General features: G+C 44.8%; 21 protein-coding genes and 1 riboswitch. Of the genes, 3 read left to right on the top strand and 18 right to left on the bottom strand.

Features of this window, described 5'->3' with window-relative positions; translation table 11 throughout:
• Positions 1 to 141 precede the first annotated feature (141 nt).
• From ACBP55_RS16410 to ACBP55_RS16350, 13 genes are all read right to left on the bottom strand, one after another.
• A complete protein-coding gene (locus ACBP55_RS16410; RefSeq protein ID WP_464652813.1) occupies positions 142 to 1,893 on the bottom strand; it encodes a hypothetical protein in 1,752 nt (583 codons plus the stop codon).
• Between the two features lie 66 nt (positions 1,894 to 1,959).
• Positions 1,960 to 3,216, bottom strand: a complete 1,257-nt coding sequence (locus ACBP55_RS16405; RefSeq protein ID WP_464652812.1) for an efflux RND transporter periplasmic adaptor subunit — start codon at positions 3,214 to 3,216, stop codon at positions 1,960 to 1,962.
• A 29-nt stretch (positions 3,217 to 3,245) separates the two neighbouring features.
• Positions 3,246 to 6,356 (bottom strand): efflux RND transporter permease subunit, encoded by a 3,111-nt coding sequence (locus ACBP55_RS16400; RefSeq protein ID WP_464652811.1) that lies wholly within the window; start codon positions 6,354 to 6,356, stop codon positions 3,246 to 3,248.
• A gap of 275 nt (positions 6,357 to 6,631) precedes the next feature.
• Positions 6,632 to 8,785, bottom strand: coding sequence for a hypothetical protein (locus tag ACBP55_RS16395; protein WP_464652810.1), 2,154 nt, complete (start codon positions 8,783 to 8,785; stop codon positions 6,632 to 6,634).
• Between the two features lie 52 nt (positions 8,786 to 8,837).
• Entirely contained in the window at positions 8,838 to 10,316 is a 1,479-nt protein-coding gene (locus tag ACBP55_RS16390) for an ABC transporter substrate-binding protein (protein ID WP_464652809.1), read from the bottom strand.
• The gene (locus ACBP55_RS16385; protein ID WP_464652808.1) at positions 10,313 to 11,245 is read right to left on the bottom strand and encodes an ABC transporter ATP-binding protein; all 933 of its coding nucleotides are present in this window, start codon (positions 11,243 to 11,245) and stop codon (positions 10,313 to 10,315) included. Before ACBP55_RS16385 ends, ACBP55_RS16390 begins: the two co-directional genes overlap by 4 nt.
• 1 nt (position 11,246) lies before the next feature.
• On the bottom strand, positions 11,247 to 14,180 hold the full coding sequence (locus ACBP55_RS16380) for an ABC transporter permease (RefSeq protein ID WP_464652807.1): 2,934 nt from the start codon (positions 14,178 to 14,180) through the stop codon (positions 11,247 to 11,249).
• Positions 14,180 to 15,280, bottom strand: coding sequence for an efflux RND transporter periplasmic adaptor subunit (locus ACBP55_RS16375; protein ID WP_464652806.1), 1,101 nt, complete (start codon positions 15,278 to 15,280; stop codon positions 14,180 to 14,182). The genes ACBP55_RS16380 and ACBP55_RS16375 overlap by 1 nt, the downstream gene beginning before the upstream one ends.
• On the bottom strand, positions 15,243 to 16,013 hold the full coding sequence (locus ACBP55_RS16370; protein ID WP_268617361.1) for an ABC transporter ATP-binding protein: 771 nt from the start codon (positions 16,011 to 16,013) through the stop codon (positions 15,243 to 15,245). Before ACBP55_RS16370 ends, ACBP55_RS16375 begins: the two co-directional genes overlap by 38 nt.
• Positions 16,014 to 16,357: 344 nt before the next feature.
• Positions 16,358 to 17,467, bottom strand: coding sequence for a sensor histidine kinase (locus tag ACBP55_RS16365; RefSeq protein ID WP_464652805.1), 1,110 nt, complete (start codon positions 17,465 to 17,467; stop codon positions 16,358 to 16,360).
• A complete protein-coding gene (locus ACBP55_RS16360) occupies positions 17,460 to 18,155 on the bottom strand; it encodes a response regulator transcription factor (protein ID WP_464652804.1) in 696 nt (231 codons plus the stop codon). Before ACBP55_RS16360 ends, ACBP55_RS16365 begins: the two co-directional genes overlap by 8 nt.
• Before the next feature lie 194 nt (positions 18,156 to 18,349).
• The gene (locus ACBP55_RS16355; RefSeq protein WP_464652803.1) at positions 18,350 to 18,970 is read right to left on the bottom strand and encodes a nitroreductase family protein; all 621 of its coding nucleotides are present in this window, start codon (positions 18,968 to 18,970) and stop codon (positions 18,350 to 18,352) included.
• Between the two features lie 134 nt (positions 18,971 to 19,104).
• Entirely contained in the window at positions 19,105 to 19,650 is a 546-nt protein-coding gene (locus ACBP55_RS16350; protein ID WP_464652802.1) for a GNAT family N-acetyltransferase, read from the bottom strand.
• A gap of 177 nt (positions 19,651 to 19,827) precedes the next feature.
• On the opposite strand from ACBP55_RS16350, the gene ACBP55_RS16345 reads away from it, so the two are divergent.
• Positions 19,828 to 21,204: a dipeptidase gene (locus ACBP55_RS16345; protein ID WP_464652801.1), complete on the top strand. Its 1,377-nt coding sequence runs from the start codon at positions 19,828 to 19,830 to the stop codon at positions 21,202 to 21,204.
• Between the two features lie 24 nt (positions 21,205 to 21,228).
• On the top strand, positions 21,229 to 21,735 hold the full coding sequence (locus tag ACBP55_RS16340; protein ID WP_464652800.1) for an N-acetyltransferase family protein: 507 nt from the start codon (positions 21,229 to 21,231) through the stop codon (positions 21,733 to 21,735).
• Between the two features lie 97 nt (positions 21,736 to 21,832).
• On the opposite strand, the gene ACBP55_RS16335 is transcribed toward ACBP55_RS16340, so the two are convergent.
• Positions 21,833 to 22,240: a RidA family protein gene (locus ACBP55_RS16335; RefSeq protein ID WP_464652799.1), complete on the bottom strand. Its 408-nt coding sequence runs from the start codon at positions 22,238 to 22,240 to the stop codon at positions 21,833 to 21,835.
• A gap of 13 nt (positions 22,241 to 22,253) precedes the next feature.
• On the bottom strand, positions 22,254 to 23,135 hold the full coding sequence (gene dapA, locus ACBP55_RS16330; protein WP_464652798.1) for a 4-hydroxy-tetrahydrodipicolinate synthase: 882 nt from the start codon (positions 23,133 to 23,135) through the stop codon (positions 22,254 to 22,256).
• 157 nt (positions 23,136 to 23,292) lie between these two features.
• Between dapA and ACBP55_RS16325 the strand changes: the two genes are divergently transcribed.
• Positions 23,293 to 24,132, top strand: a complete 840-nt coding sequence (locus tag ACBP55_RS16325; protein WP_464652797.1) for a LysR family transcriptional regulator — start codon at positions 23,293 to 23,295, stop codon at positions 24,130 to 24,132.
• 560 nt (positions 24,133 to 24,692) lie between these two features.
• Here ACBP55_RS16325 and ACBP55_RS16320 read toward each other — a convergent pair.
• The 3 genes from ACBP55_RS16320 to pyrF all read right to left on the bottom strand — a co-directional run bounded on the left by ACBP55_RS16320 (position 24,693) and on the right by pyrF (position 26,462).
• Positions 24,693 to 24,896: a putative motility protein gene (locus tag ACBP55_RS16320; RefSeq protein ID WP_464652796.1), complete on the bottom strand. Its 204-nt coding sequence runs from the start codon at positions 24,894 to 24,896 to the stop codon at positions 24,693 to 24,695.
• Positions 24,897 to 24,916: 20 nt separating this feature from the next.
• Positions 24,917 to 25,003, bottom strand: a riboswitch (cyclic di-GMP riboswitch).
• A gap of 87 nt (positions 25,004 to 25,090) precedes the next feature.
• Positions 25,091 to 25,732 carry an orotate phosphoribosyltransferase gene (gene pyrE, locus ACBP55_RS16315; protein ID WP_464652795.1) on the bottom strand — a complete coding sequence of 214 codons (642 nt, stop codon included), beginning with the start codon at positions 25,730 to 25,732 and terminating at the stop codon, positions 25,091 to 25,093.
• A gap of 37 nt (positions 25,733 to 25,769) precedes the next feature.
• Positions 25,770 to 26,462 carry an orotidine-5'-phosphate decarboxylase gene (gene pyrF / locus ACBP55_RS16310; protein WP_464653330.1) on the bottom strand — a complete coding sequence of 231 codons (693 nt, stop codon included), beginning with the start codon at positions 26,460 to 26,462 and terminating at the stop codon, positions 25,770 to 25,772.
• Positions 26,463 to 26,475 lie beyond the last annotated feature (13 nt).

Raw genomic sequence — 26,475 nt, 5'->3', positions numbered from 1 at the left:
TCGTTAATCCTATCTTATCCAAAAAAAGATCTCCTTATGAGCACTCCACCACATTGCAATAAGAACCGCTCCATATATAGCAAAAAACTACTTGGAAGTGCTCTAGACGCACATGTCCAAGTAGTTTTTTCGTTTCATTATCTATTGTTTGAATGTGGTCAACAAACGTTTAACGGATTCACCAAATTCGTTTGTGAATGTCTCAAATACTTTGACCTGAATCGGGAAGTCCAGTTGGTTGGATCTCGCATTTAGGTTAATTGTGTTTGATCCATTGTATAAACGTCCTTCGCCTGACAATGCTACAACTGATTTTCCAACCGGATTACCAACATTATCGAATAATTCGAATGAGAGCTTACTGTTAAACTTATCAACCGTTACTTGCTTATCCGGCTTAATATCCAGATCCAGCTTCAGCTTATAATCATACGTCATATTACCTTGGAAAATAGCTGAAATCGTCCAATCTTTAATCGTTATATCGTAAGGATATACGTTTAGTGTTTTACTCGTTGGATCATTCTTCTGAACAGGTACCTTCGCCGTCGCAAGCAGTGATTTATAAGTCGTTTCTCCACTAACCTGTTGGCTGTAAAGGTTCATCTTCAATCCTTCACCTTTTTCTGATGCTGGAAGTGCATACGAATAACTAACCACATACGAAGCATTTGGCACAACACTTAGAGCTGTAGCTTCTTGTCTTCTTCCTCCATATGCATAACCATCTTTACTAACAAGTTCCGTTTGGATCGCCGGAATTGGGATCGGACGGTCACTGTTGTTCGTCAGTTTAAATTTCGCCACAGCTGTATTAAAGCCATCGTCTTCATTACTTGTTACATGTAATTCAACCAAAGAAACATCCACATTGGAAGGTACAAACTTATTTGTTGAATCCAGTTTAACTGGTGTACCCAAGGTGTATTCTGGAGCTGGGATGACTCCTTGTGTCGCGGCACCAGTAGGGAGAAGAATATTGACTCGACCTACCCGATAGGTGTCTTCGCGGAACTTACCATCACCGGTAGCAATGGCAAAACTCTCTGGTGTTACGACATTCAAGCTAGTAAATTCCGTATCCAGTTCGTTTGGAATGACAATATGGATATATTTCTTTTCACCTGGATCTAGCATGACAGAAGCTTCGGCGCGACTGCCGGAATAAACGTTATTTTCTGTTTTCCCATCAATCCCAAAGTTAGGAACGGTCTGACGTTCATTGGTCGGATTTACGACTTGAATTTGAACAACCGTGCTCACGCCTTTGGCTGTGATTTCCTTATGAATGTCAACAGGTAAGAATCCAAGGGTTGAGCGCAAAGAAGGTAAGGTAAAGGCTTCTCCCCATTTCAGGATCGCGGTTGGTTTCGTTATCGTGCTGTCACTGCCATTCCATACCATGCCAGAGTCAACGACCACGGCAAGCAGTGTTGTTTCTTCTTTTGGATATACCTCAAGATTCACATCTACAAAGCTGAGGTCAGTAAGAGCAACATCATCACTCCGTTCAACCGTCGTTAGGTAGCTGAGCTCTTGCTGGCTCTTGGGTTGTATGGATTTAGGATTTTTGGCACTAGGCTGCAGCGTATATTCAACGCCATCTGCCATGCGAACCCGCAATTCAAAGTCAGGTACACGAGTGATCTTACCACTCGTATTTTTAATTCGAATAACGGCACCCAATTTCGTTGAATCCGACTCGTGCTCATTGAGCATGCTTTTAATTTCAACCTCAATTTTATCCGTCAGTGTATAGCTTAGATTCGTATTTGCTGCCGCTGCTGCTGCCAAGTTCAGACCATCTGCCGCCCAAGCAGGAAAAGATGCTGTAGTTAAAAGTGCAGCTGATAGAACAATGGTAGCTAGTGATCTCTTCATCGTCTTCTTCACTTATTTCTCCTCCAATTATAGGGATCTTTGAGCAGGAGCTCAAAGTCTCTCCTTTTTAAGTTTTTGTTAGTTACCGACTTTTATTTTATCTTGATCTTTTAGTTGATGTTGACCGGAAATAACAAGAATCTCGCCTTCTTTGACGCCGGAAATCACTTCTTGGTTGGTCTCATTCAAACGGCCAAGTTCAACTTTACGCTTCTGAACGGTCTCACCATTTACAATGTAAACAAAGTTATTTCCGCCTTCGCGAACGATGCTAAGACTTGGAACGACAGGCACGTTTTGTTCATCATCCTTGGTAAGTTCAACTTGTGCTTTGGAGCCTGGTTTCAGCTTGCCATCCGGATTCGGAACCTCCAATTCCAGATCATACGCTTTGGATTGTCCGTTGATCACATCCGATAAGTAGACCACTTTGGCTCCCGCTTTCGTCGATACCCCTGGTATGTAGAAAGTCAATTCGCTTTTGCCTCTAACCAGATTAGCCAACGATTCCGTGAGTTGGGATTTGATTTTGACCGGATTCGTCTGTTGGACTTCCCCTACGCGGCCGCCTGGCGCTAACGTTTGACCGACAGTCACATTGAGATCCGTCAACACGCCGGAAGCCGGTGCTTTTACCTCAAGATTGCTAAGAGTCCTCTCAATATTCCGCGCATTTACTTGCGCCGTTTCTAAACTAGTCTCAACTTGTGCGAGCGAATTCGTCTCTTGCAGTGTTTTCAGGGATCTACGTGCGCTTGCTAAATCTTTCTTTCTATTACTAAGCGCCGTTTCTGCTTGATCTAATTGAGATTTCGTTGCTGTCCCTAGATCATATTCATTGCGAACCGTGTTGTAGGCTTTCTCCAGATCACTAACGGCGGTTTCCAGTTTAGAAACACCATCCTTGGCATCTTCAATCCCGTTGGAATTCTTCTGTTTAGCCTCCGTAAGTCCTGCCTGAGCCCCTTTAATATTCACGGAATTCAAATCCTTCTGTATAAGTACATCCGTTGGATCCAAGCGGAAAAGCACTTCGCCCTTTTCTACGTGATCTCCGCGTTTCTTCACGATTTCTATGACTTCGCCACCGGTCTTCGCGACAACATCTAATTGAACGGAAGATACAACGTCTCCGACTTGTTCAACAGGCTCACCAATCTTTTGCTTGGCAATATTGGCTGTTTTGACTACCTTAACCCCTTGCTCGGCTGCAGCCGTTGTTGCTGCTGGACTTGCTGCTGGTGATGCGGAACATCCTGCGGCTATCGCCGCGCTGAGCGCGACGACACCGAATAATTTAGTACTCTGTTTAATCATAAACAACTGACGTTTCATATTCGTTTTCTCCTTTTCCCCTGTTTAGCTTATTGGAGGGCAGATGTTGCTTTCTCCGATTGAATAGAATTGGACTTTCCTTTTCTCCTGAACCAACGGCCTTCTCTTTTCTTAAACAAAATCTCATACATGATAGGCACGATTACCAGTGTTAGCAAAGTTGAAGTCGTAAGACCGCCAATAACAACGACTGCCAAACCTTTAGAGATAATCGTTCCTTTGGATAATCCAAGTCCTAAAGGCAAGAGTGCAATGATTGTTGCACCTGCCGTCATGATAATAGGTCTTAACCGCGTAATTCCCGCTTCAATTAGGGAGTCACGAATCGAATAATTTTGCTCTCTAAGCTGCTGTACGCGGTCTACGAGTACAATTGCGTTCGTTACAACGATACCGATCAGCATGAGGAAACCGATGAGCGAAGTGACATTGATCGATTCACCTGTTACTAAGAGTCCTAAAAGACCCCCAATCGCAGCAAGCGGCAGTGAAAACAGAATCGCAAGCGGTGCTCTAGCGTTTCCAAAGGCAATAACCATGACCATGTAAACAATGAAGATGGAAGCGATGATGGCCATAAACATTTGCATGAAGCTTTTATTTATATCATCGGATACGCCCTTCACTTCACGAGTAACGCCTGAAGGAAGTTCTAACTTGGCTAACTCTTCTGTAATTTTCTTGCTGACGCCGCCTTTATCTGTGGCATCAATTTTCGCTTTTACACTAACGATTTGTTCTTGGTCTTCACGACTAATGTTATTTGGCGCTTCAATTTGTTTGACTCGAGCTACCTCATTTAACTGAATCGTTTGACCGGTAGGCGTCTTGACTAAGAAAGTACCCAGTTTATCCACAGAGTTTTTGTAAGCGGGATTCAACATAACTTTGGTGGAATAAGTGACATTATTAAATTTCAGGTCGCCAAGCTTCTCTTCGGCAATCCAGGCGTTAACGGATTGTAAAATTTGAGCACTGGAGAGTCCGTACAAGCGTGCTTTGTTTTGATCTACTGTAATCTCTACTTCGGTTTTGGAATCACTCAAGCTGTCTTTAATGTCGTTCAGCTCAGGAAACTCCTTCATTTTATCTTTTACCAACTGCGAAGCTTGCTTGAGATAAAGCTGGTCATCCCCTTTTAGTGAATAGGAGAAATCAGATCCAGTTGAGGTAGGAGGCCCACCAGTAAACAATTGAATATTCACATCGGATCCTGGAGGCATCAGTTTCAACAAATCTTCCTTATACTTTTTGACACCTTCTGTCGCATCGGTTTCTGCTGTTAGCTCGAAAAACATCATCGCTCTATAGGCATAGCGGTCACTGCTCTGGTTATAGCCTACAAGGGATTCAATGTATTTGAATGCGGAATTGCCCGCTTTGTCCTTATGTAATTTCAAGTCTTTTTCAAGTTCTTTGGACTTCTCATTCATCATTTCGATGGATGTTTCTCGCGGCATTTTAATTTCGATGACCCCTTGTTTAACGGCTTCACTATTGGGCATGAAAGCCACCGCTAAATTAGGTACTGTAATAATGATCGAGAGTATAAGAGCTAAACCAGCCATCAATAATGTTTTGATGCGGTTATTCAATGACCATATGATCGCTTTTTTGTATTTCTCAGCCATAGGTCCTACGTGATTGTCATCGTGATTGGTAAGCTTCTTGCTTCGAAGTACCATCAGCTTCGCCAGCATCGGGATCACCGTTAAGGCAACAATCAAGGAAGACAATAAGGCAACGACGAGTGTAATCGCAAAAGGACGGAATACTTCACCAACGACCCCGCTAACAAATCCGATGGGACCAAATACACCCACTGTTGTAATTGTTGAGGAAGTAATCGCACTAGACACCTGTTTCGTTGCTAATTTAATAACAGATTCGTTACGTTCTTGCGCTCTTTGCAGTTGACTGTAGATATTCTCAATAACGACGATACTGTCGTCGACGACCCGCCCGACGGCAATAGCCATTCCTCCTAAGGTCATGATGTTAAGGGAAATGCCTAGAGGTCCCATGACTAATAACGTAACAAGAATCGAAAGAGGAATTGATACAAGTACAATGATCGTCATACGTATATTACGCAGGAAGAGCAAGATCATTAGTGAGGCAAGCACTGCGCCTAATCCGCCTTCTTGCACCATACCGTGAATAGAATCTTTAATATCGTTAGCTGAATTGTAAATTTTGTGGAATTTCACGCCAGGCAGCGTTTTTCCCCAATCCGTCATAAGCTTATCTGCACTATCTGCAAACTCAACAGCATTCGCTGCTTTCGTTTTGTAAAGCAGTACACCGATGGCTGGTTGATCATCTAATCTCGCAATGAACTTGGACTCGCTGATGGCTTCGACTTTGGCAATTTGTTTGAGAAGCAGCGTATCGCCTGTTTTCGTTGTGATTTTCAAATTATCTAAACTGTAAATGGTATCCATTTCGCCTTTGACTCGAACCATCTGCGTGTTTCCATTGAAATCAACCGTACCCGCAGGGCTAGATACTAATGAGGCTTTGATCAAACCCGAAACATCTGCAGGTGATAGACCATAATTATTTATCGCAGGAGCATCCAGCTTAATGGTAAGTACAGCGTCCTGATTGCCTACAGAATCCACATGGTCGATCCCTTTGAGGCCATTAAAGCCAGGAAGAATCGTATCTTTATAGGCTTTATCCAGCTCGGTTTGGTTCATTCCTGCCTCACCGTAAACCGCCAAATAATAGACCGGTTCGGAAGAAAAGCCTGCTGTTAACACTTTAGGTTTCTCCGAACCTTGAGGCATCTTCACATTGGAGATCAGGCTCTCCACATCTTTCTTCACATCTTCAGGCTTCTTATCTTGATTTAACTCCAGGATAATCTGTGAATAATTGTCCTGTGAGCTGGAGCTCAGGGTTTTGAGTCCATCAAGCCCTGCGACAGCCTTCTCTAGCGGCTTTGTAATTTCATCCAGCACATCCTTCGGAGGTGCTACGTATGTAGTGCTAATAATGACGACCGGAAATGTAATATCTGGCATACTTTCTACCTTTAATGTGGTTGTAGAAAACGTTCCTCCTACGACCAACAGCAGCATGACGATGAAAACAGCTGCCACATTTTTCATTGAAAACTCGGTTAACTTGGACATTCTCACTTCTCCCCTATCACCAGCTTTAATACCTACATCCTTCGTGCTCACTCAATTATCATACTTGGAATTTCTTAACAAAACATAAACTAGAATTGAAAATTTTATGTTTTTTCTCGGTCAGGGTTTATTATAGCTCTTCATTTTGATAAAAACAGGTGAATGAAGTCATATTTGAGTCATAAATTGGTCATATGAGCCGATAAATGGTTATGACTTCATGTGACTTAAATGAAAAAAAGCGAAGGCTGAGTGCCTTCGCTTTAAATAATGAATTAGTCCGTTGTGATAAACCAATCAGCTTTCTGTGAAGCCAGCAGTTTTCTCTGACCTTGAAACTCGTCATAAATACTGAGTGTATACTTCTGTAAGAATTTGGTGTTATAAATGAGACCCGGGTCAGGATTTGTAATTTTGAAGTTCTCCCGCTTACCCAGACGCATCTTCGTATCTTCATCTGCCGTTGAATCCCCGTTGATAACATCGAAATCTTTGAAATCAAACTTTTTCTCAAATCGTTTAATCCCACCGCCATCTTCAAAAACAAGCAGCAAATTATGGCCTTCAGTATTAATCTCAGTCAGTTTTTCTTTCGTTAACTCGTAGTTGAATTTTAAAGTAAATATGCCATTATCAATCGATGTCCCAATCTTATCAATCGTAACCGTATATGGGAACAATTCGACATTTTTAAGCGTTGTCAGTACATTCGTCTTCTCATCAGGCAGCCAGTAGGAAACGGGGTTCACATAGGAATCCGCAACAGCTTTCTCGCCTTCCGACAGCTTCCCTTCGGTCACTGCTTCTCCGAGAAGTAAGTTCATATTCGCTGTCGTGTAACCTTTTGGCACAGAAGCCCATACATTTAATAACGCTTTTCCTGTTGGACTAATCTTGTTCTTTACTTCAGCAACCGTTGCCGGGAAAACCGTTCCATCCGAGGTTCGGAAATTGGCAACGAACTTGGATACATTCGTGAATCGCTTCTCCAAATTGGTCGCTTCCACCATTGCGGAGTACATGATATTCGTTTTATCCTCATAGGTGGATACACTTCGCACTACATACTTCGCTTTACGCCCAATATCATTGGATGTATAGGACTGTCCCATACCAATGAATGGAATGGCCTGAAGCTCCGCCTGAGTGGAGAACTCCAGCACATCTGTTGCTGCAGTACTGCTCGTACCAGTACCCGTTCCAGTTGGTGGCGTTTCCCCGTCATTCTCTTGCAGAACTAATTTAATTTGTGAAAATTCATACGTATATGGCACTTTGCCTGCTATTTGCAGATTGACACTCGCTCCTGCACCCAATCCGATTACTTTCGCCGTCTGGATGAGCTTGGCATCAATTTTCACAGCTCCATCAAGTAGGAAGTACCCTGATAATTTCGGGATCGGAAGTGATTCCTCACCTTTATTGCTTAGTGTCAAATCAGCCGTCAATAGGTCTTGATCTTCCCAAGGTAATCGATGCAATCCATTAAGCTGAGTTGTATATACACCTGACTTACTTGTGAAGGAATACTCCTTACCAACAGAGCCGCCTTCTTGCTGCGTAACGGCAGGCAACCCAAAATTCGCAACGGAAACATTTAATTTCAAGTCAGGAATGGTTTCAGCTACCGCTAACTGCCACTCGTCCGGTGAAACGGCTACCGGAATGGAGCCCGATAGCTGAATTTCTTTGCTTTCCTTCGGATTGATCTTCAAATCTTTCAATCCTTTTGCTTCCAATGGATAAAGCAAGCCCTCTTTGGTACGAATGGAGAAGAGGTAAGAAGGAATCGTAACGGTATGATTGCCAGCATTCTCTAAAGTCACATATACGGTAGGAACGTGATATTTTTCATTCTTATTGCTGACAAACTTTTTAATCGCAGCTTTCACGTTGGTTCCATTTACAGAAATGACAGCAGCGCCATCTGAAGGTGTCACATCTGTATAAGTATCCGGTACTGCGACTTCGCCCAGGACACGCTCAAAATTGGACTGGCTAAAATCCCATTTGATAAATTGGACAACGAGATCTTGCAGGTTCGTGCTTGTGTTAACGGTCGCATAGAACGTTAAATCAGTCGTTGAACCGGGAGCAACCCGGTTCTTATCCTTATCTGCAGGCAGCAAGCGTGCTGAAAATTGATTGCCGGATTTACTTTTTAGCCTTACCCAGTAATCAATAAATTGCAGCTCACTGCTCCCTTCGTTGTGAATGGTAATTGTAAATGTCGCGAGCTTGCCGCTTTGATCAGGCAATACATGGATCTGTTTCAATTCAAAGTAACTGCTGCCAGTAATGGAAACCTTACCTAAGGTCGTAGTAATAGCGGATGGACTGCTATCCGCCCAAACAGGTGTAACAGATCCTAGTGCCAATGCAGCAGACAAAGCAATGGTTGCCAAGCGATAGCGTTTCTTGATGTACATGGTAATGAGCGTCCTCCTTCATAATATCATCCTATAAGAATTCCAACATGCCTTAGCCAGCAGGCACAGCCTGTTGTATCATCGGGTTCATAGGCGTATTTGGATTTTCCTTCATTTGTTTGAGCATCGCATCCCCCTGGGTCTGCCATTGCTTGAGTGCTTCGCGAGCTGTCGTTTTCCCTTGAAGGACATTCATAAACTGCGTACGACCAATTTCTTGTACCTGATAAATGTTAGGATTCGTGCGATAAATTTTCATGTTATTATCCATTGGAGCTGGTGTCACATTGTAGAAAGCTTCCATATGAAAGTCCAATCCATCTTTAGGCTTCAAATATTTGGAACGAGCAACCAAGTTATAGGAACTATGAGATTTCAATTTTGCCCAATCTTCGCCATTAATGAACTTAATGAATTTCCAAGCATCCTCAGGGTTTTGCGCTTTGGCATTTATCCCCATAATACCATTCATATAGATGGATCCGCCAACACCTTTTGCTTCCGGATGGGAAGGAATCGTTACAACATCCCACTCGATTGGTGTATAGCCTTTAAAATTCGCTGCATTTTTGTTTGCATTCGTAAGCTGTTGAATTTGACCATAATTGATAATCGCCATGGCCAAGCGGCCTGACATGAAATCATCATAGGCAAAAGGATTATTTTGATCATACTGACGGTTCATCGGTTTCGACGGATCCATCATCTCTGGGAACACCTTCTCTTTTTGCATCTGAGCCATTTTCACCCAAACTTTTTCCCATTGGTCCGTATCCACCGTCATTTTCTCTCCAGCATCATCGAACATTTTCAATTGCAGCGGAACTGTGTACATTTGCATACCATAGAACAAATCTCCGCCTTGCGATTGCGTATTAAATGCGAAACCATTGATGCGGCTGTCCCCTTCCCCTTTAACAAGGCGTTTGGAAAGATCGAAGGTCTCATCCCAAGTCATCCCATCCTTCGGATAATCTACCCCCGCATCTGTGAACATTTTCTTATTATAAATGAGTGCAGAAGAGCTGAATGTCGGAGCAAGTGCGTAAAGCTTCCCGCCGCCTGCATTTTTCATACCATCCATAACCGCTGGAACGATCCCTGCGGTGTCGAATTTATCTTTCGTTATTCGTGGATCTAGCTGTGTAAGCATGTTGCTTTCAATCATATCCGGCAGCTGTTCATAACCAAGCATAACCACATCCGGCGGATTATCTCCCTGCATAACTTCCTTCAGCTTTTCCATGGGATCGGGCATTTTTTCTCCAGGTTGAATGTTGCCATAACGGAACTTATCATCCATCGTTGGAATCATTTCAATCTTGATATTGGGATTGGCGAATTCAAATATTTCGGTGAATTGTTGTCTGAAATACTCGTCATCACCTCCGTACATCATAGAAGTCGCGATCTTAAGCACGCGCTCCTGCTTATCATCCGTTTTTTCCCCTTTGGTACAAGCAACTGCTAATGGAGCTACCATAACCAGTGTTAGGGTTGTAGCAAGCATTTTACGTGAAATCTTCTTCATTTTAATTTTCCTCCAACGGTTTGTGAATTTACTTCCATTCGTTCGATACCTTCACTCGTAGATAGATCCTTCGGTGCTTTAATCATAATTTTCTCGCCATCAAACTCCATCGTAGCTTTACCGTCAATTTGCAGAGCGTTCAAGTAAGCCTTCGGAACCTGCAATCGTCCCGCACGGTCCAGTACCACATATTCCTCATGGTCATCACCTGTGAGACCTGCCGACGTTCCGCCGAGTGCGGAAATCGAAGGATTGCGAGCAATAAACTCCGAGCTTGTCATGCCGTCTCGAATGGCAACGACTCGCCCTACTTTGCCTGCCATGGACATATCGTGGGTAACAATGACAATCGTCACACCTAATTCCTTATTCAGCCGCCCAAAAATAGAAAGAATCATATCCGCCGTCTTCGTATCCACCGACCCCGTAGGTTCATCCGCAAGCAGCAAACGCGGACGGTTAGCAAGCGAAATCGCAATTGCCACGCGCTGCTGTTCACCACCGGACAGTTCTTGCAGCTTGTTATTCATGCGGTGGCTGAGACCGACCCATTCAAGCAGCTGCTTCGCGTAGACAGGGTCATAGTTCCCGCTGAGCATCATTGGCATTTCCACATTCTCGAGCGCGGTCAGGTATGAGACAAGATTTCGCGCATTATTTTGCCAGATGAAGCCGACGGTATGTCGTTTGTAATCAACTAGCTGCTTATCGGTAATCTTCAGTAAATCCCAATCGCCGACTTTCACTTGACCTGCAGAAGGACGATCAAGCCCTCCTAATATGTTCAGCAATGTGGACTTGCCGCTTCCGCTATTCCCGATAATGGCCATGAGCTCGCCGGCGTCGATCTGAATGTTTAGTCCCTGCAAAGCGACAACTTCAATCTCGTCTGTTTTATAAATTTTGACTAATCCCTCGCAAGTAATCACGCTATTTCTCCTCTCCCAGCTTCACAGCCTGATGAACGCGCAGCCTTCTTATGTGTAAGAACAGTAACAGCGCCCCTGTTATCATCATGAAAGCGACAACGAAATATAGCTGATAGGTGTCTTTGGAATCGAAAACCACTCGGAATGGCGGCACCTGCGTCTTCACATTCTGAGAAGTTTGTAGGAAAGGAAGGAAGAAATAACTCGTTAATTTACCAATTCCGATGCCTAGCGCGATGGACAATCCAGCCGTAAAACCTTGCTCTAGGAGCAGCATGCCAGTCAATTGTTTGCGGGAAAGTCCCATGGCGCGAAGTACCCCAAACTGCACAACTCTACTAGATAAATTGAAGAACCAATAGAGCATGTAGCCGATTAAGGACACGATCACTGAGACGAGAAAGCCCAGACTAAGAATGCCAAAGACGCCGCCTCGTGCTGGAAGCTTCTTCTGAATAATGAGCTCGTTACGAACATCCTTCACGGAAGCAAGCTCAATTCCCTTCGCCTGCAGAGCAGTAACAATCGGAGCAACTTTAGCGTCCGGTTTCATTTTGAGCCATACTTCATAGGGTGTAATTGGTGCTTGATCGTATATGTAATCTAAATTTGCTATGAAAAATGGTGTCTGATCCGGATATTGACTCGGCCAATACGGCAGGATACCAACAATCACGAATTCCACGGGCTGCTGACCAATGGTAATTGAAAGCAGATCACCCGCTTTAAGCGCATATTTACTTGCATAATTCGAAGGTATAATGACAGCTTGCTCATAGCTTCCTAGCAAATTCAGGTATTGATTCGGATGAGCTGGGAATAAATCGGGCCGGAACCAAGCTACTTTAGCAAAATCAGCATTGTCGATTCCCATGATCATTCCTTGACCGGTAGATTTGCCAGAAACTACAACGTTCGCTTTCATCTGCAAAACTCTGGCCGCAGCCTGGACGCCTTCTAGATCACGGAACATTTGGAAGGGCGGTTCAACGTATCGAATCTTGGTTGGTGTCTCCTCTCCAGGTTTCGGGCCGCCTTGACCTTGGCCTCCACCCGCACCCGAACCACTGCTGCCATTGCCGCCATTATTACCTCCAGCACCTGATGTTCCGCCTCCCTGAGCACCGCCGCCACTTTTCCCTGCGTTCGGATCCTTCGGCAAATCGTCTGAGAAGCCTTCCCAAACGGTTTGCAGCACAACATCAGTTCCGTATTGATACATGATCCGCTCCGTCGAGTTCAGATCAATCGTACGCGCAGCCGAAGAATTGTATACGCCGAGGCCGAGCGTAAGGATAAGCAGCAGCATGAGCGGATAGTAGGCTTTGGCTGAGCGGGAAAGCTGAACAAGCGTCAAGTATAGCGGCACGGGCAGGAATTTGCGTCCTAGCCAGCCGAACAATCGCAGCAGCCACGGAAAGATGCGCAGAAAGAAAAGGCCTAGGGCGAAGATCGAAAGTGCTGGAACGAAAAACAGCAGCGGATGCACCTGTAGCTGATCGGTCGTTAGCCCTGTTTGGATAGATAGTACTTGGCGTTGATCAAATAAATAAAAGCCATAGCCAACAAGTCCTAACAGTACAATGTCAATAAACCAACGCTGCCATAGTGGTGAGCGGTCTGATCTTGCGAGCTGCTGCTTATAGTTGACAATCGAAGATCTTGCGAATAGAACAGCTGGAATCACACTGGCAAGAATTGCAATCAAAACAGCGAGCCCGCCGTATAGTAATGCCTCATTAGTGAAGCCAACAGGAATTGATTTACGATCAACGAACGTAAGAAATCCACTGGATGAGCCGATACTTTTCGCCATGAACCAGCCCATAAAAGGTCCAACCAGCAATGCAATTGCCCCAAGCAATAAACCTTCCAGAAAGTATATGCCTACAATTTGCTTCGTACTTCCACCACGGCTTCGCAGGATGGCAATCACACCTCGCTGTCGATCAAGCGATTGTCTGGCATTCATCACAATGTAATAGAAAACCATCGCAATCATCGGAGCCGCTAATGTGAATAATAAAATTTGCATCTGCAAGCTTTGGGCTTTAAATTCAGTAAGAATCGGCTTAAACGAAACATCCACCTTTGTATTCTTCAGTTTTTGGAACAAGTTGATATCCAGACGCTCCAAACGGTTTTCAAGTGGCGATAATTGACTGGTTTGGATATTCCGCAGATCGAATGCATAATACCAATTAGCGAGCTGAAGCGGAATCTTCTTCTCCGTTAACAGCGTCTTCATGAATACATCATCATGAATAATAAGTGCGTTTACTAACCCTTCTAAGCCTTGAAACCAATAAGGACTCGCTTCATTTTTGGGTTTGAAGGAACCCACGATCTTCACTTTTAATAATTGACTGCCGCCTGCACCTGCAACCGAATAACTGAATATATCCCCTACATGCAGATCGTTTCGAAACAAAGCTTCTTCTAAGACTACAGCTTCTATTAGGCCATTCTGCACTTGCCCAGAAGGCATCTGTCCGATGGACCATTCAACCTGATCGGATAGTCCGCTTAACGTCGTTAATGTCATTTGTCGACGTTTACTAGGGTCTGCTTTTGTCCCATCTGCGGGAGTTAGCTGCGCTCCTTTGATGGAATAGCTTCTTGCATAGGTCTGTAAGGGAAAGCCAACATCTTTCGGAATTTCATCTTGTATATACACATTGACGTCTTTGAGCTCTGTAAGCCCTGCACGTTCTGTCCCAACAGCTTGATAGCGCATGAGCAGCGAGCCTGCTGGAAGTCCCTCGCTCTTTTCTTCTAACGATTTGGCGACAACTCGCTTCAGCGACCCATCGGCATACATCGGAATGCTCGTGGTGAAAGCAACAGCCATCACTAGGCCAAGCAAGGTGCTGAGCGTTAGCCAACGGGTATTCCACATTTTCCGAAATAAAAACCGCAGCATCGGCATGGACATTAGCGACCCACTACTTTCTGTCCAGCTGTGAGACCTTTTACAATCTCCACATCTGTTGACGTCTGCTGACCAATTTCCACGTCCACTTCCTTCTTATTCCCTTGATTATCGATGACCTGGACATAATTCCGACCCGAATACGAGCGAAGCGCAGCTAGAGGGATAGTTGTGGCGTTTTCTTTTCTTTGGGTAATAATCGTAACACTAAGCGGTGTTCCTCGATTCAGCCCTTTCGGAAACTCACTAAGCTGAACCACCAAATAATTATCGATTGTATCCTGCTCACCTTGCCCACCTTGACCCGGAAACATGCCGTTATTATTGTTGTTCCCGGCTTGCGGGTTCGGCAGCTGCTTCACTTTCCCTTTGTGCTGGCCGGCTGAATTAATATCCACCTGCACATCCATGCCAATGGCTACTTTCTTCGCATCATCTGCACTAATGCTTGCGGCCACCGTTAATTCATTCAGATCGGCGAGAGTCGCAACGGATTCTCCGGTCTTCACCGTATCGCCTTTCTTGGCTGTTACAGTAACGATAGTTCCGCTGAACGGAGCGAGCAGCTGCGCTTTACCAACTTGCGTTTCAAGCTTGGTCAGTTCTTCACGCTTCAACTCAAAATCAATCTTTGCCTGCTCAATTTGCTCAGGCGACATTTCATCTGCTTTCCGCAGCGTTTCGATCATCGTAAGCTCATCCTTACGTGTTTGAAGCTTCTTCCGCTTCAAATCGCTGGCCATATCCGTTACGTCAAGCTCCGCGATCGGCTGCCCTTTTTCAACGGAATCCCCATTTTTCACAAGAATGGCACTGATTCGTTTGGCTGACATATCTTCGGAGAAAAACAGCTTTTCCTCTTGCAAAGCCATTAAGCGCCCACTCCCTCTCACTTTCGTTTCAAGGGTTTCCGTTTTCACCGTATATTCAGGCTTTTTGGAAAGTTTAGGCGGATTAATCGTCGGAAGAGATTCTTCATCCTGCTCCTTAGGCAAAAGTGAACATCCAGAAGCAAGTAGTAATGTCGAACATACAAGCAGTGCAGCTAAAGGCTTCATCGTCCAATTACGTGACGAATCTTCCGTCCACCATTTCGTAAACATGATCGGCAACCTCCAAAATTGTAGGGTCATGTGTTGTCATACATATCGTGACTTGCTCTGCTTTCATGATGCTGCGAAAAACGGACATAATCTGCGCACCCATCTGGGAATCTAGCTCAGCAGTAGGCTCATCCGCCAAAATAAGGGAAGGTCGATGCGCAATCGCCTTTGCAATCGCGACACGCTGCTGCTCGCCGCCGGATAGCTCATAAGGACGATGATGCATCCGCTTGCCAAGCCCAACGAGCTCAAGGCAATGCTTCACACGGTCTTTCCACTCAGAACGCGGAATCCCCGCCATTCGCAGCGCCAGCTCGACATTTTCCCAAGCAGACAACAAGGGCATTAATGCATAGGATTGAAAGATAAAACCAATTTCCTTGCGACGAATCAACGTTCGTTCATCGTCACTGCTGAGATGAAATGCGTGTTCTTGAAACAAAATTTCCCCCTCATTCGGCTGATCGAGCCCCCCGATTAAATTAAGCAGCGTTGTTTTCCCTGAACCAGATCGGCCTTTGAGCATGACTAGCTGCAGCGGTTTGAGCTCCATCTCAATCCCTTTCAGTACCTCTAACCTTTGGCCTCCAACTTGAAAGGAGCGGTGTACCCCACTCACCGTTAATAACGGAGAATGGCGTTGGCTGAGACGCGAGAATCGTTCATCAGATTGCGGTTCCTCATCAACAGCTAAAGCGTCCAAAGCGCTTCTTTTACGAAACCAGCTTGCCATTTGGTATGTCTTCCTTTCATTTCCAAACTGTATGTATGATAAAATAGACGGAAGATCTTTCCAAAAAGTTTCGTGAAACTGAAAATTTCCTGAAAGCTTTTTGGCAATAAACCCGTTTGTATGAATCTATTAAAATATACTATCAAATGGAAAATTCATCCATACACCGAATTGCCTATTTTTTACAAAACAATCCCCCCATCTACCTGATTTCCGGATATATCAAAAACCCCACTTTTTCATTCTCAGTTTCCTCCTTCTATTCATACATCTAGAATAGGGGATACTGTTAAAAGAATAAGTAGGGTAAATATAAATTTTTCATTAAATGTTCGGCCAAATAGCTAACTGGGTTCTTCGAATGTCATTTTTTGCGGGATACGGACTTCAAAAAGCGTGCGAATTACACTGCTTTCGGCCGTAATTGTGCCTTGATGCTGATCTACAATGTTCTTCGCTATGGACAAGCCAAGCCCCGTGCTCCCCTCACGATGTGTTCGCGCTTGATCACCGGTAAAAAACATATCGAAGATATGCGGTAGTTCTTCCGGAGGAATACAATCCCCATAATTGATCACTTGAATCGCCACATCTTCCGCATCCATATTGCAATTAATATCAATATACTGGCCATCTTTTCCATAGCGATTGGCATTCGTCAGCAGATTTTCAAATACACGTGCCAATAGCTCACCGTCCCCCCAAACAGTCAAGTGCGGAGTCACATTCAATCGAGTCGTTAGGTTGTTTTTCTCAAAAACAGGGTATAATTCCTCGTTTAATTGAATGAGAAGCTCACTCATATCGATTGGTTTTTTTTCAATGTTCAGCTTTCCATAGTTCAAACGAGTGATTTCGAATAGTTCATCAATGAGCTTTTCTAGACGTTGAGACTTGGTAAAAGCAATGCTCGTATAGTGCTTCATTTGATCGGCAGTCAGCTGATCGTTCTGAAGAATGAAATCCAAATAACCTAAAACGGAAGTCAGTGGCGTACGCAAATCATGAGCCAAGTTCAAGACCAATTGTTCCTTGCTATTTTCTGCAAAATCTCCTCTATCCAAAGCTTGCTGCAATTGTTCACTTGCCCGATTAATATCTCTCGCAATGTCACCGAATTCATCTTTGGAGGGAATATGGATGCGACTATTGAAATTGCCATTCGCAAGCTGATTAATTCCGCTGGATATTTCATTGAAATAAGCCGCATATTGCTTGGTGAAGAGAAAGAAAAACAAAATCGAGAGAGGAATGAAAATAAGCAAAAAGAAGTTTATATCCCCAATCTCTCTTATAAAAAAACGAATTTTAGTCAATGGATTTTCGAACTTGGTCGTATAATAATAGAGTTGAAGAGCTTTATAGAGCACATAGGTTATGGTGGCGGAAAAAAGCATGCTCAAACCAAAGAACTGAATCATTTTAAATCGAAAGCTTCGCATCATTTCAGCCATTGAATGTATATCCTACCCCCCAAACTGTTTTGATCAGTTTATTTTTATGATCGTCTTCCCCAAGCTTTTTCCGTAAGGTACGAATATGTACCATGACCGTATTGCTGCCTTCATAATATACATCGCCCCAGACCTGTTGAAAGATATTTTCCGCGCTGTAAACTTTCTTTGGATAACTGGCTAACAGATACAAAATATCGAACTCTTTTGGAGTTAATTCAATGGGTTTGCCGTAAACGAATACGGATCGTTCTTCGGGATAAATGACCAGTCCGCCTGCCTCCAAAGGTTGCTTGCCCCCCTGCTTTGGTTGATTAAACTGTGTGGAACGCCTCAGCTGAGCATTCACTCGAGCAACCAATTCCATCGGGTTGAACGGTTTGGTTACATAATCATCCGCTCCGCTTACCAATCCGGTAATCTTATCAAGGTCCGTCGTTTTTGCGCTTAAAAAAATGATTGGCAGATGATACTGAGCCCGAATTTGCCTTGTTGCTTCATAGCCATTCAGTATAGGCATCATAATATCTAAAATCGCCAAATCAATGGAATGCGTCTGAATAGCAGAAATAGCTTCCTGCCCATTTGCTACTTTCACGCAGCGGTAACCCTCTTTTTCTAAATGCAATTCAATCAGATCGGCAATTTCTGCCTCATCATCCGCAATCAGAATTGTGATCGATTTCATTCGTTCCACCCCTGTATGACCATCGTATTGCTTTTTATTGTATCAGATGGAGCTGCCTCTTGCCCTCCCTTCACTCTAGGATAAAGAAAATGAATTAATAAGAAATGGGGTTAAAAATAAAATTTTTCTTAAACTTGTAATAAGAAAAAGACCGTACATCGCCTTCAACGCGATAAACGGTCTCTATTTATGTATTAAACATATTTCACAAACTCACCAATCGGTTTACGATAACCGCGTGGCCGCTGACTGGTCGTATCTTCTTTCCCAATCGTAATTAACATAACAGGAACGAAACGTTCCTCTAATTGAAGCGCCTCAATGAGCTTGTCTGCCTCAAAACCGATCATCGGACAAGTATCCCAACCTTGCTCTTTCGCTGTAAGCAAAAATAACATGGCTGATAGACTTGCATTCCGAATCGCTTCATCTCGCTTGAATGGCTCTCCCCGTTCTTCATAGAAATGTGTCACTTGCTCTACTTCAGAATCTAACTCTTGTTTACTAAAAAATCCTAAATGGAAAAGACCTTCATTTATTCTTGCAGAATCCTTATACGCTTCCAAATCGCCAAGGACCGCAATAACTGCGGATGAGCTCTGAATTTTGTACTGTTTGTAAGCCGCCTCATAAACCTTCTGTTTCATCAAAGGGTCTGTGACAACAACATAATTAGCGTGCTGTAAGTTATAAGCGGATGGGGCAAACTTAACCAGGGAAAAAATTTGCTCTAACTCTTTTTGTGAAATATCGATCCCTTGCGTAAATTTGCTTGCAGATCGTCTAGATTTTACAACCGATTCAAAATCATTCAACGTGAAGTCCCCCTAATAATGATGTATGAGTACCTGCTCAATACTTAATTCTATTAGAGTAGTGACTTGATAGCAATATGATTTGACTATTCACGATTACATTCTTCGACATTTTTCTGTGATTTTCACGAATTTTATTCCATAGCTGTATTGCGCAGTACCATATGAATATGGTCCTCCCAAACGCCATGTATTTGTAAATATTTGAGCGCCAAGCCCTCTTCATAAAAGCCCAACTTCTCAACGACCTTCAGGGACGCCGCGTTTCGAGGCATGATATTGGCTTCAATGCGGTGAAGTTTCATCTCATCAAAAGCGTAGGGAATGATCGCTTTCAGTCCCTCTGTCATGAGACCTCGATTAAGAAGCTTTCCGTCCATTCGGTAGCCCAAGTGGCAAGATTGGAACGCACCTCTGACGATATTACTTAGAGCAATTGACCCAACTATACGTTCTTCAAATAGCATCCATACCTTAAGCATCTGGCCTTCCTCGATCTTGATTGCTTCTTGTTCCAACTGCTCAGCCTGATAATCCTTCGTGAAATACGCTTCATTCCGCTCTAATTCCCACGGTTCCAGAAAAGTTCGATTACGAATCACATAATCCAGAACCAGATCAACGGAAGAACGATCCAATATAACTAAAGACAATCGTTCGGTCTTAACCAAGAGTTTCATCAAATTTCCCCCTTCATTAGCAGAATTTACCTAACCAATAATACCTACTTCTCTTTACATCGTGCAACTTTCTTTTAAATTGCGTGTATGCATCACTTATTTGCAGGAATTCACTTGCATTTGGGGAACTTAAGATAAGCAACAATCTAAATGGCTTACAAAGAAGGAGAAATTAACATGATAGAAACGATCAAAACCTATTTGGATGAGCAAAGGGACCAACACATAGAGGAATTAATGCAGTTTTTGCGGATTCCAAGTATAAGTGCTGTCGCCGAGCATCAACCTGACATGATTCGCTGCGCAGAATGGACGGCTCAATCTTTGAAACAAGCCGGTCTTGAGAACATTGAAATTATGCCTACTGGTGGACATCCTGTTGTCTATGCAGACTGGTTGCATGCTCCGGGCAAGCCAACTGTACTTGTCTACGGCCATTATGATGTTCAGCCGGCTGAGCCGCTCGAGCTCTGGAACACACCTCCATTTGAGCCTGTGATTCAAGACGGCAAGCTATTTGGCCGCGGCAGCACCGATGATAAAGGTCAACTGCTGCTTTACGCCAAAGTAATTGAGGCTTTTTTACGAACGCACGGCAGTCTGCCTGTGAATGTGAAGTTTTGTATTGAGGGCGAAGAAGAGATTGCGAGTAAGCACCTGCCTGCCTTCGTGGAAAAGTATAAAGATAAATTACAAGCTGACACCATTGTACTTTCCGATACTCAGATGCAAGGACCAGGAAAACCTGCACTTATGTATGGACTTCGAGGGCTGGCCGGGTTTGAGATTACAGTCGATGGCGCAAATAGTGACCTGCATTCGGGCCTTTTCGGCGGCGCTGTTCAAAATCCGATTCACGCTTTATCCAAGCTGTTGAATTCCTTCCATGATGAGGATGGTCGTGTAGCGGTAAAAGGCTTCTATGATCGCGTCATCGAGCTCTCGGACAAAGAACGTGAAGCATTTAAACAAGTTGAACCGGACTCGAACAAGGTTCGATCGGACTTACATGTTGACACGCTATATGGGGAAAAAGGGTTCTCGTTCTATGAACAAACAACTTCCAGACCGACCTTGGAAATCACATCCGTGAGCGGCGGCTTTCAGGGTGAAGGCATCAAACCAATCATTCCTAACCGTGCCAGTGCTAAAATAGCTTGCCGTCTCGTAGCCGCACAAGTCCCCGAGGAAATCATGGATGCAGTTGAACATCATATCCGTGCCCTTTCAATGCCTGGCGTAAAAGTGACCCTAGACCGACAGCTGCGCGGAAATCCTTTTATCACGCCAATCGACGAGCCTGTCATGGTAGCAGCGGCGGAAGCTTATGAGGATACCTATGGCGCTTGGCCTGTATATACACGAAGCGGAGGTTCAATCCCGATTGTTGAGGTGTTGGGACGCGTATTAGACGCCCCCGTCGTGCTGCTTGGCTTTGGTTTGCCAGGTGAGAACCTGCACGCACCGAATGAGCATTTTCATTTGGTCAATTGGGATAAAGGTACAGAAACCATCAGCCGTTTCTGGCTGAAGCTTGCCGCAATGCATGAATAATCATTGAAAGGAATGAGCCATAACATGAGTACGAACAACCTAATGATCCGCGATGCCAGCTTGGATGACTTAGCGGAAATTGTACGGATTTATAATTCCACAATTGAAGGACGCATGGTTACAGCAGATACAGAACCCGTGACCACGGCTAGTCGTGAAGGCTGGTTCCATGAACATTCAGCGGATTTCCGTCCTTTATGGGTATTGGAAAACGACAAGCGCATTTGTGGCTGGCTCAGCTTTCAGTCCTTCTATGGCCGTCCTGCTTATAACGCTACAGCGGAAGTCAGCATTTATGTCGATGAAGCTTATCGCGGCCAAGGCATTGGTCGTTACCTGATGGAGCATGCGATAGAGGCAAGTCCAAAACTGGGACTGAAGACGCTTCTCGGCTTCATTTTCGGTCATAACGATCCCAGCCTCCACCTTTTCCGTAAATTCGGCTTCGCCAATTGGGCCCATCTGCCTGGCATTGCCGAACTGGATGGAATCGAGCGCGACCTCATCATTCTTGGTAAACGTGTAGGCTAAATTGGAAACAAAGAGCGCTTGCTCCTTATACTCGCGATTTTCAATCGCCTTCTAAGAGGACAAGCGCTTTTTTATACTTAAAGCCTTATGAAAAGCCTCATTTCAAGCCATTCAAAGTTTCCTCATTTAAATGAGCTTCTACCTCAATCTCTATCAGCAACAAAGGATCTATTAAAGCCTTCACTTCTACCATCGTTGCTACAGGCTGCACGTCATGGAAAAACTCCCCATGTGCCCTACCGAATTCCTCCCATAATGAAATATCCGTTACAAACATTCTCGTTCGAATCACATCTGACAGTTGCCCCCCAAGTTCTTGCAGCGCCTGCTCGATCGTCTGGAGGACGAACCTTGCTTGTTCATACGGATTACCAACGCCAACGACCTCACCATCCTTCATTGCCGTTGTGCCAGCAACTTCGATCCGGTTCCCCACCCGAATTGCCCGACAATAGCCAACAACAGGCTCCCAAGGTGAGCCTGTAAATACCCTAGTCCGATTCATAACTCTCTCCCTTTCATTTTTGTAAAAAAGCGGCTAACTTCTTCTGCAAGCCTTCTGTCACCGAAAGCAGCGGCAATCGAAGTGTTCCCGATTCAATGACACCTTGCTGCTCAAGCAGCCATTTGAGAGGTGCCGGATTCGGCTCTTCGAATAGCAATCGAATGAGTGGCAGCAACTCCTCGAATAGCTGTTTACTCATCTCGTGCTGTCCAGCTTCAAAATGGCGATAAAACGATACAAACCGCTCCGTCATTACATTCGCTGACGCGCTCATAATCCCTTTAGCACCTGAGCTTAGCGCGTCATAAAGTAGTGAATCCTCCCCGCACAAAACGGGTTTCGAGCCAAGTCGGGTTAGCTCAGACACCAATCGTATGTTCGGCGTACTGTCTTTCATTCCGATGACGCCATCAAGTTCGAGTATCGTACGCACCGTATCAAGTTCCAACGTCACGCCCGTGCGATGCGGTACTTCATATAGAATAACAGGCACACCAACGCTGGCTGCCCGGCGAAAATGTTCAATGATCCCTTGTTGACTCGGCTTGTTATAATAAGGGACAACAACTAAAACAGCGTCAGCCCCTAATTTCCCAGCAGCTTCCGTCTTTTTCACCGTGGACAACGTATCATTCGTTCCTGTACCTACAATGAGCGAAGCATCTACTTGTGCAGCCTCGCGAGCCGCTTGTGCCGTAGCGAACATGATCGCCATTTCCTCATTTGTAATCGTCGGCGATTCCCCTGTCGTTCCATTGACGACCAATCCGTCTACCTCATCTTGAAATAAATTGTAAGCTAGATTATAAAAAGAGGCTGCATCCACCTCGTATGCCTGATCAAATGGCGTAACAATGGGAACATAGATCCCATGTAAATCTTTCTCTCTTAACATCCCAATCATCTCCCAGTCCTCATTTATTTGTACATTCACTTTAGCATGGATCATTGCATCACAGTTAGCTATAATAAATGATAAGACTCATCAAAAATTTTGATAATGAAGCGAGGGGTTCCCATGGATCTAACTTATTTCCGAACCTTTCGGGAGGTTGCACGGAGAAAGAGCTTTACTCGAGACTGCTGAAGAATTGGGCTATGCACAATCGAGCATTACGATGCAAATTCAGAAGCTGGAACGAGAGTATGGCGTACCCCTTTTCGAAAGATACGGACGTCAGTTTCGATTAACAGCACCGGGTGAAAGCTTGTTAAAGCTAGTCTTGCAAATGCTTGACCTCTATGATCAATCCAAAGAAATGATAACAAGCGAAGTCAGCGGAACACTGACGATCGGGACAATTAACTCCCTCGCTGCTTATTATTTACCACCCTATTTACATGTGCTGAAGCAACAATTCCCTGGACTGAATATCCAGCTCTTCCCTGACAGTGAGGCTTCCCTCATAACCAAAGTCAGAGATGGGGACTATGACATTGGACTCCTGTTAGATCGTTATCCTTCAGATACCACACTTGCTTGTACAAAAGTTAGGGAAGAACCATTAGTTTTGGTGGCACCTCTTGAGCATCCGCTAACGAAACGAACACAGATACAACTAACCGATTTTCAGCAAACCGAATTTATCGTTACAGAAGAGGGCTGCATTTATCGAGGCATGTTTGAAAAGTTGCTAAAAGATCATGCTATCCCTCTTCAGATTGGATTTGAGCTCGGTAATTTAGAAACCATTAAGCACTGCGTCATGAATGGGCTTGGCATCGCCCTGCTGCCCCAAATTGCCGTACAGGATGAACTGGAACAAGGGAAATTAGCTCATCTTCCTTTTTCACATCCAGACGTAAAATTGGACCTTCAGCTGCTGCTTCACCCTAAAAAGTGGATGTCTCAGCCTTTGCAAACATTCATTCACCAACTGACCCAAGGATAACCTGAGCGAATAAGAAACACGGATTATTCCGCCGTTTAGAGTTCTTCAGCAGTTTTGTGATTCATAACTATTATTCATAACTCCAAAATTCGATATTAGAGTCATTCAGCTTTCGTGAGGGCAGTTGGGCATCCACCACATGTTGGGAACCCGCCAATTGAAAATCCCCAAGTACACGATAGTCCAAGTTGTATTTTGTGCAACAATACACCCTCCTTACGCCGAAGTAGCCTACTATTGTTGTATTTCGTGCAACAATTTGAGCTTTAAACGCCTATTTCTGAGCGATTCCCGCCAAATTGTTGTACGCAGTACAACAAAAAGCCAAATTGTCCAAAGAAACCGCCGGATTGTTGCACAAAGTACAACAGTTCGGTGGGCAAGGGATAATTTCTAGTCGGAATGCAGTCTCTCACATGCTAGTTTCTCTATCTAGGCCCGTCCGCTCTACAAACATCAGGAGGGAATAAGCTTTGTTACCCCCTAACCCAAAACATATAAAATATAAGTAAAAAAAGAAGCTCTCCTTTACGTAAAGGTAGAGCTTCTTCTGTATGAACTTATATGCGGATGTCGAGATTGCCACCCAAATGCGGTGTCGCTGAAGCGGTAACCAGCTGTTGGGATTTCGTAAAATCCTGTACTAATGTACTAGATGAAGCTGCTTGCATATCACTTACTTTGCTTAAAAGCTCAATGCCAACGGCTTGCTTCAAAGCGTCTCCGCCACTAATCGCAGTCATGATACTGTTGCTGATATTCACGCGCAATCCTCCTCTCATCGTTCGGTAGCTGGCAAGCATACGGTGTAAACCGAGTAGCCCCTATAGCTTTGCGTCTGTCGCTTTCGCGCCATTTGCCATTTCGCAGATGTTAGGCAGTACCTAGCAGCACTTTTCTAGTATAGGATAATATTGCACAATTCGTCAAACTTCGCATTATTTTAAGTTATACAAACTTACACACCAAATGCAGCAGGATTCGATCTCCAAGAACGAAGCAATTCCATGTCTTCTTGTTTGATTTTACCCTTCTCTAAAGCCACTTCAAGCAGTGTAGCGTAGTTGGAAAGTGTGTACAGCGGCATATCCGCAGTTTGGAACGCTTCTGTAGCTTTATCAAGTTGATAGGAGAATATCGCCAACACGCCCAGCGCTACAGCACCAGCTTCTTTGACAGCAATAGCTGCTTTCAAGGAACTGCCGCCTGTAGAGATAAGATCTTCAATCACGATCACCTTTTGTCCTGGTTTCACAGTGCCTTCAATCAGGTTCTCTTTGCCATGCCCTTTGGCTTTATCGCGAATATAGATCATCGGGAGACCTAGCTTCTGAGCTACCCAAGCGGCATGAGGAATGCCCGCTGTTGCCGTACCAGCAACAACCTCAGCATCAGGGAATTTCTCTTGGATCAAAGCTGCGAAGCCGTCAGCGATCGCTTCGCGAATAGCTGGGTGTGACATCGTCAGACGATTGTCACAATATATTGGCGACTTGAGGCCAGATGTCCATGTAAAAGGCTGCTGCGGTCGAAGTGCTACCGCTTCTATATCTAATAACGACGCTGCAATATGCTGCGCGATTGCTTCGAGTTGACTCATGTTCCTACCACCGTTCCTTCCGTAGTTAGACAAAAGCTTATTCCACGATTGAATCGATAATCGCTTCAATCGCTGCTCTTGGATCCGCTGCGCCTGTGATCGGTCGACCAATCACGACGTAGTCCGTCCCCTGCGCGAACGCCTCAGCCGGCGTCATGATGCGCGATTGGTCGCCTACGTCGGCTCCCGCAGGGCGAATGCCTGGCGTCACGGTGACGAAACCGTCACTGCACGCCGCCTTAATCGCAGTCACCTCAAGCGGTGACGCGACAACACCCTGAAGCCCCGCAGCATGCGCCAAGCGGGCATAGCGAATGACGGCCTGCTCAACCGTACCGGTCAGGCCGATCTCATCATTCAGCACCTGCACGCTGGTGCTGGTCAATTGCGTCACGCCGATAACGATCGGGCGTGCAGCTCCAACAGCTAGCCCCTTGTCGACCCCCTCCAAGGCGGCTTCCATCATCTGCTTGCCTCCGGCAGCATGGACATTGAACACATCAACCCCAAGGCGCGTCACGCTTTCCGCGCCGCCTTTGACCGTGTTCGGAATGTCATGCATCTTCACATCAAGGAACACCTTGTAGCCGCGATCCTTCAGGCTCGCGACGAAGCTTGGACCCGCAGCATAGAACAGCTGCATGCCCACCTTCACGTAGCAAGGGATGCCTTCGAGCTGCTTTAGCAGCCCTTCAGCACCTTCTGCGTTCGCATAATCCAAAGCGACCATAATGCGTCCTGTA

The sequence above is a fragment of the Paenibacillus sp. WG02 genome, from assembly GCF_055396115.1.
Note: the sequence above shows the minus strand (reverse complement) of the source record. Positions and strands in the feature narration are given on the sequence as shown.

Coding starts and splice junctions, on each gene's coding strand:
- ACBP55_RS16405 (WP_464652812.1), bottom strand. CDS start 3,216: ATGAAACGTCAGTTGTTTATGATTAAACAGAGTACTAAATTATTCGGT.
- ACBP55_RS16400 (WP_464652811.1), bottom strand. CDS start 6,356: ATGTCCAAGTTAACCGAGTTTTCAATGAAAAATGTGGCAGCTGTTTTC.
- ACBP55_RS16395 (WP_464652810.1), bottom strand. CDS start 8,785: ATGTACATCAAGAAACGCTATCGCTTGGCAACCATTGCTTTGTCTGCT.
- ACBP55_RS16390 (WP_464652809.1), bottom strand. CDS start 10,316: ATGAAGAAGATTTCACGTAAAATGCTTGCTACAACCCTAACACTGGTT.
- ACBP55_RS16380 (WP_464652807.1), bottom strand. CDS start 14,180: ATGTCCATGCCGATGCTGCGGTTTTTATTTCGGAAAATGTGGAATACC.
- ACBP55_RS16375 (WP_464652806.1), bottom strand. CDS start 15,280: ATGTTTACGAAATGGTGGACGGAAGATTCGTCACGTAATTGGACGATG.
- ACBP55_RS16370 (WP_268617361.1), bottom strand. CDS start 16,013: ATGGCAAGCTGGTTTCGTAAAAGAAGCGCTTTGGACGCTTTAGCTGTT.
- ACBP55_RS16365 (WP_464652805.1), bottom strand. CDS start 17,467: ATGGCTGAAATGATGCGAAGCTTTCGATTTAAAATGATTCAGTTCTTT.
- ACBP55_RS16360 (WP_464652804.1), bottom strand. CDS start 18,155: ATGAAATCGATCACAATTCTGATTGCGGATGATGAGGCAGAAATTGCC.
- ACBP55_RS16350 (WP_464652802.1), bottom strand. CDS start 19,650: ATGAAACTCTTGGTTAAGACCGAACGATTGTCTTTAGTTATATTGGAT.
- ACBP55_RS16345 (WP_464652801.1), top strand. CDS start 19,828: ATGATAGAAACGATCAAAACCTATTTGGATGAGCAAAGGGACCAACAC.
- ACBP55_RS16340 (WP_464652800.1), top strand. CDS start 21,229: ATGAGTACGAACAACCTAATGATCCGCGATGCCAGCTTGGATGACTTA.
- ACBP55_RS16335 (WP_464652799.1), bottom strand. CDS start 22,240: ATGAATCGGACTAGGGTATTTACAGGCTCACCTTGGGAGCCTGTTGTT.
- dapA (WP_464652798.1), bottom strand. CDS start 23,135: ATGTTAAGAGAGAAAGATTTACATGGGATCTATGTTCCCATTGTTACG.
- pyrE (WP_464652795.1), bottom strand. CDS start 25,732: ATGAGTCAACTCGAAGCAATCGCGCAGCATATTGCAGCGTCGTTATTA.
- pyrF (WP_464653330.1), bottom strand. CDS start 26,462: ATGGTCGCTTTGGATTATGCGAACGCAGAAGGTGCTGAAGGGCTGCTA.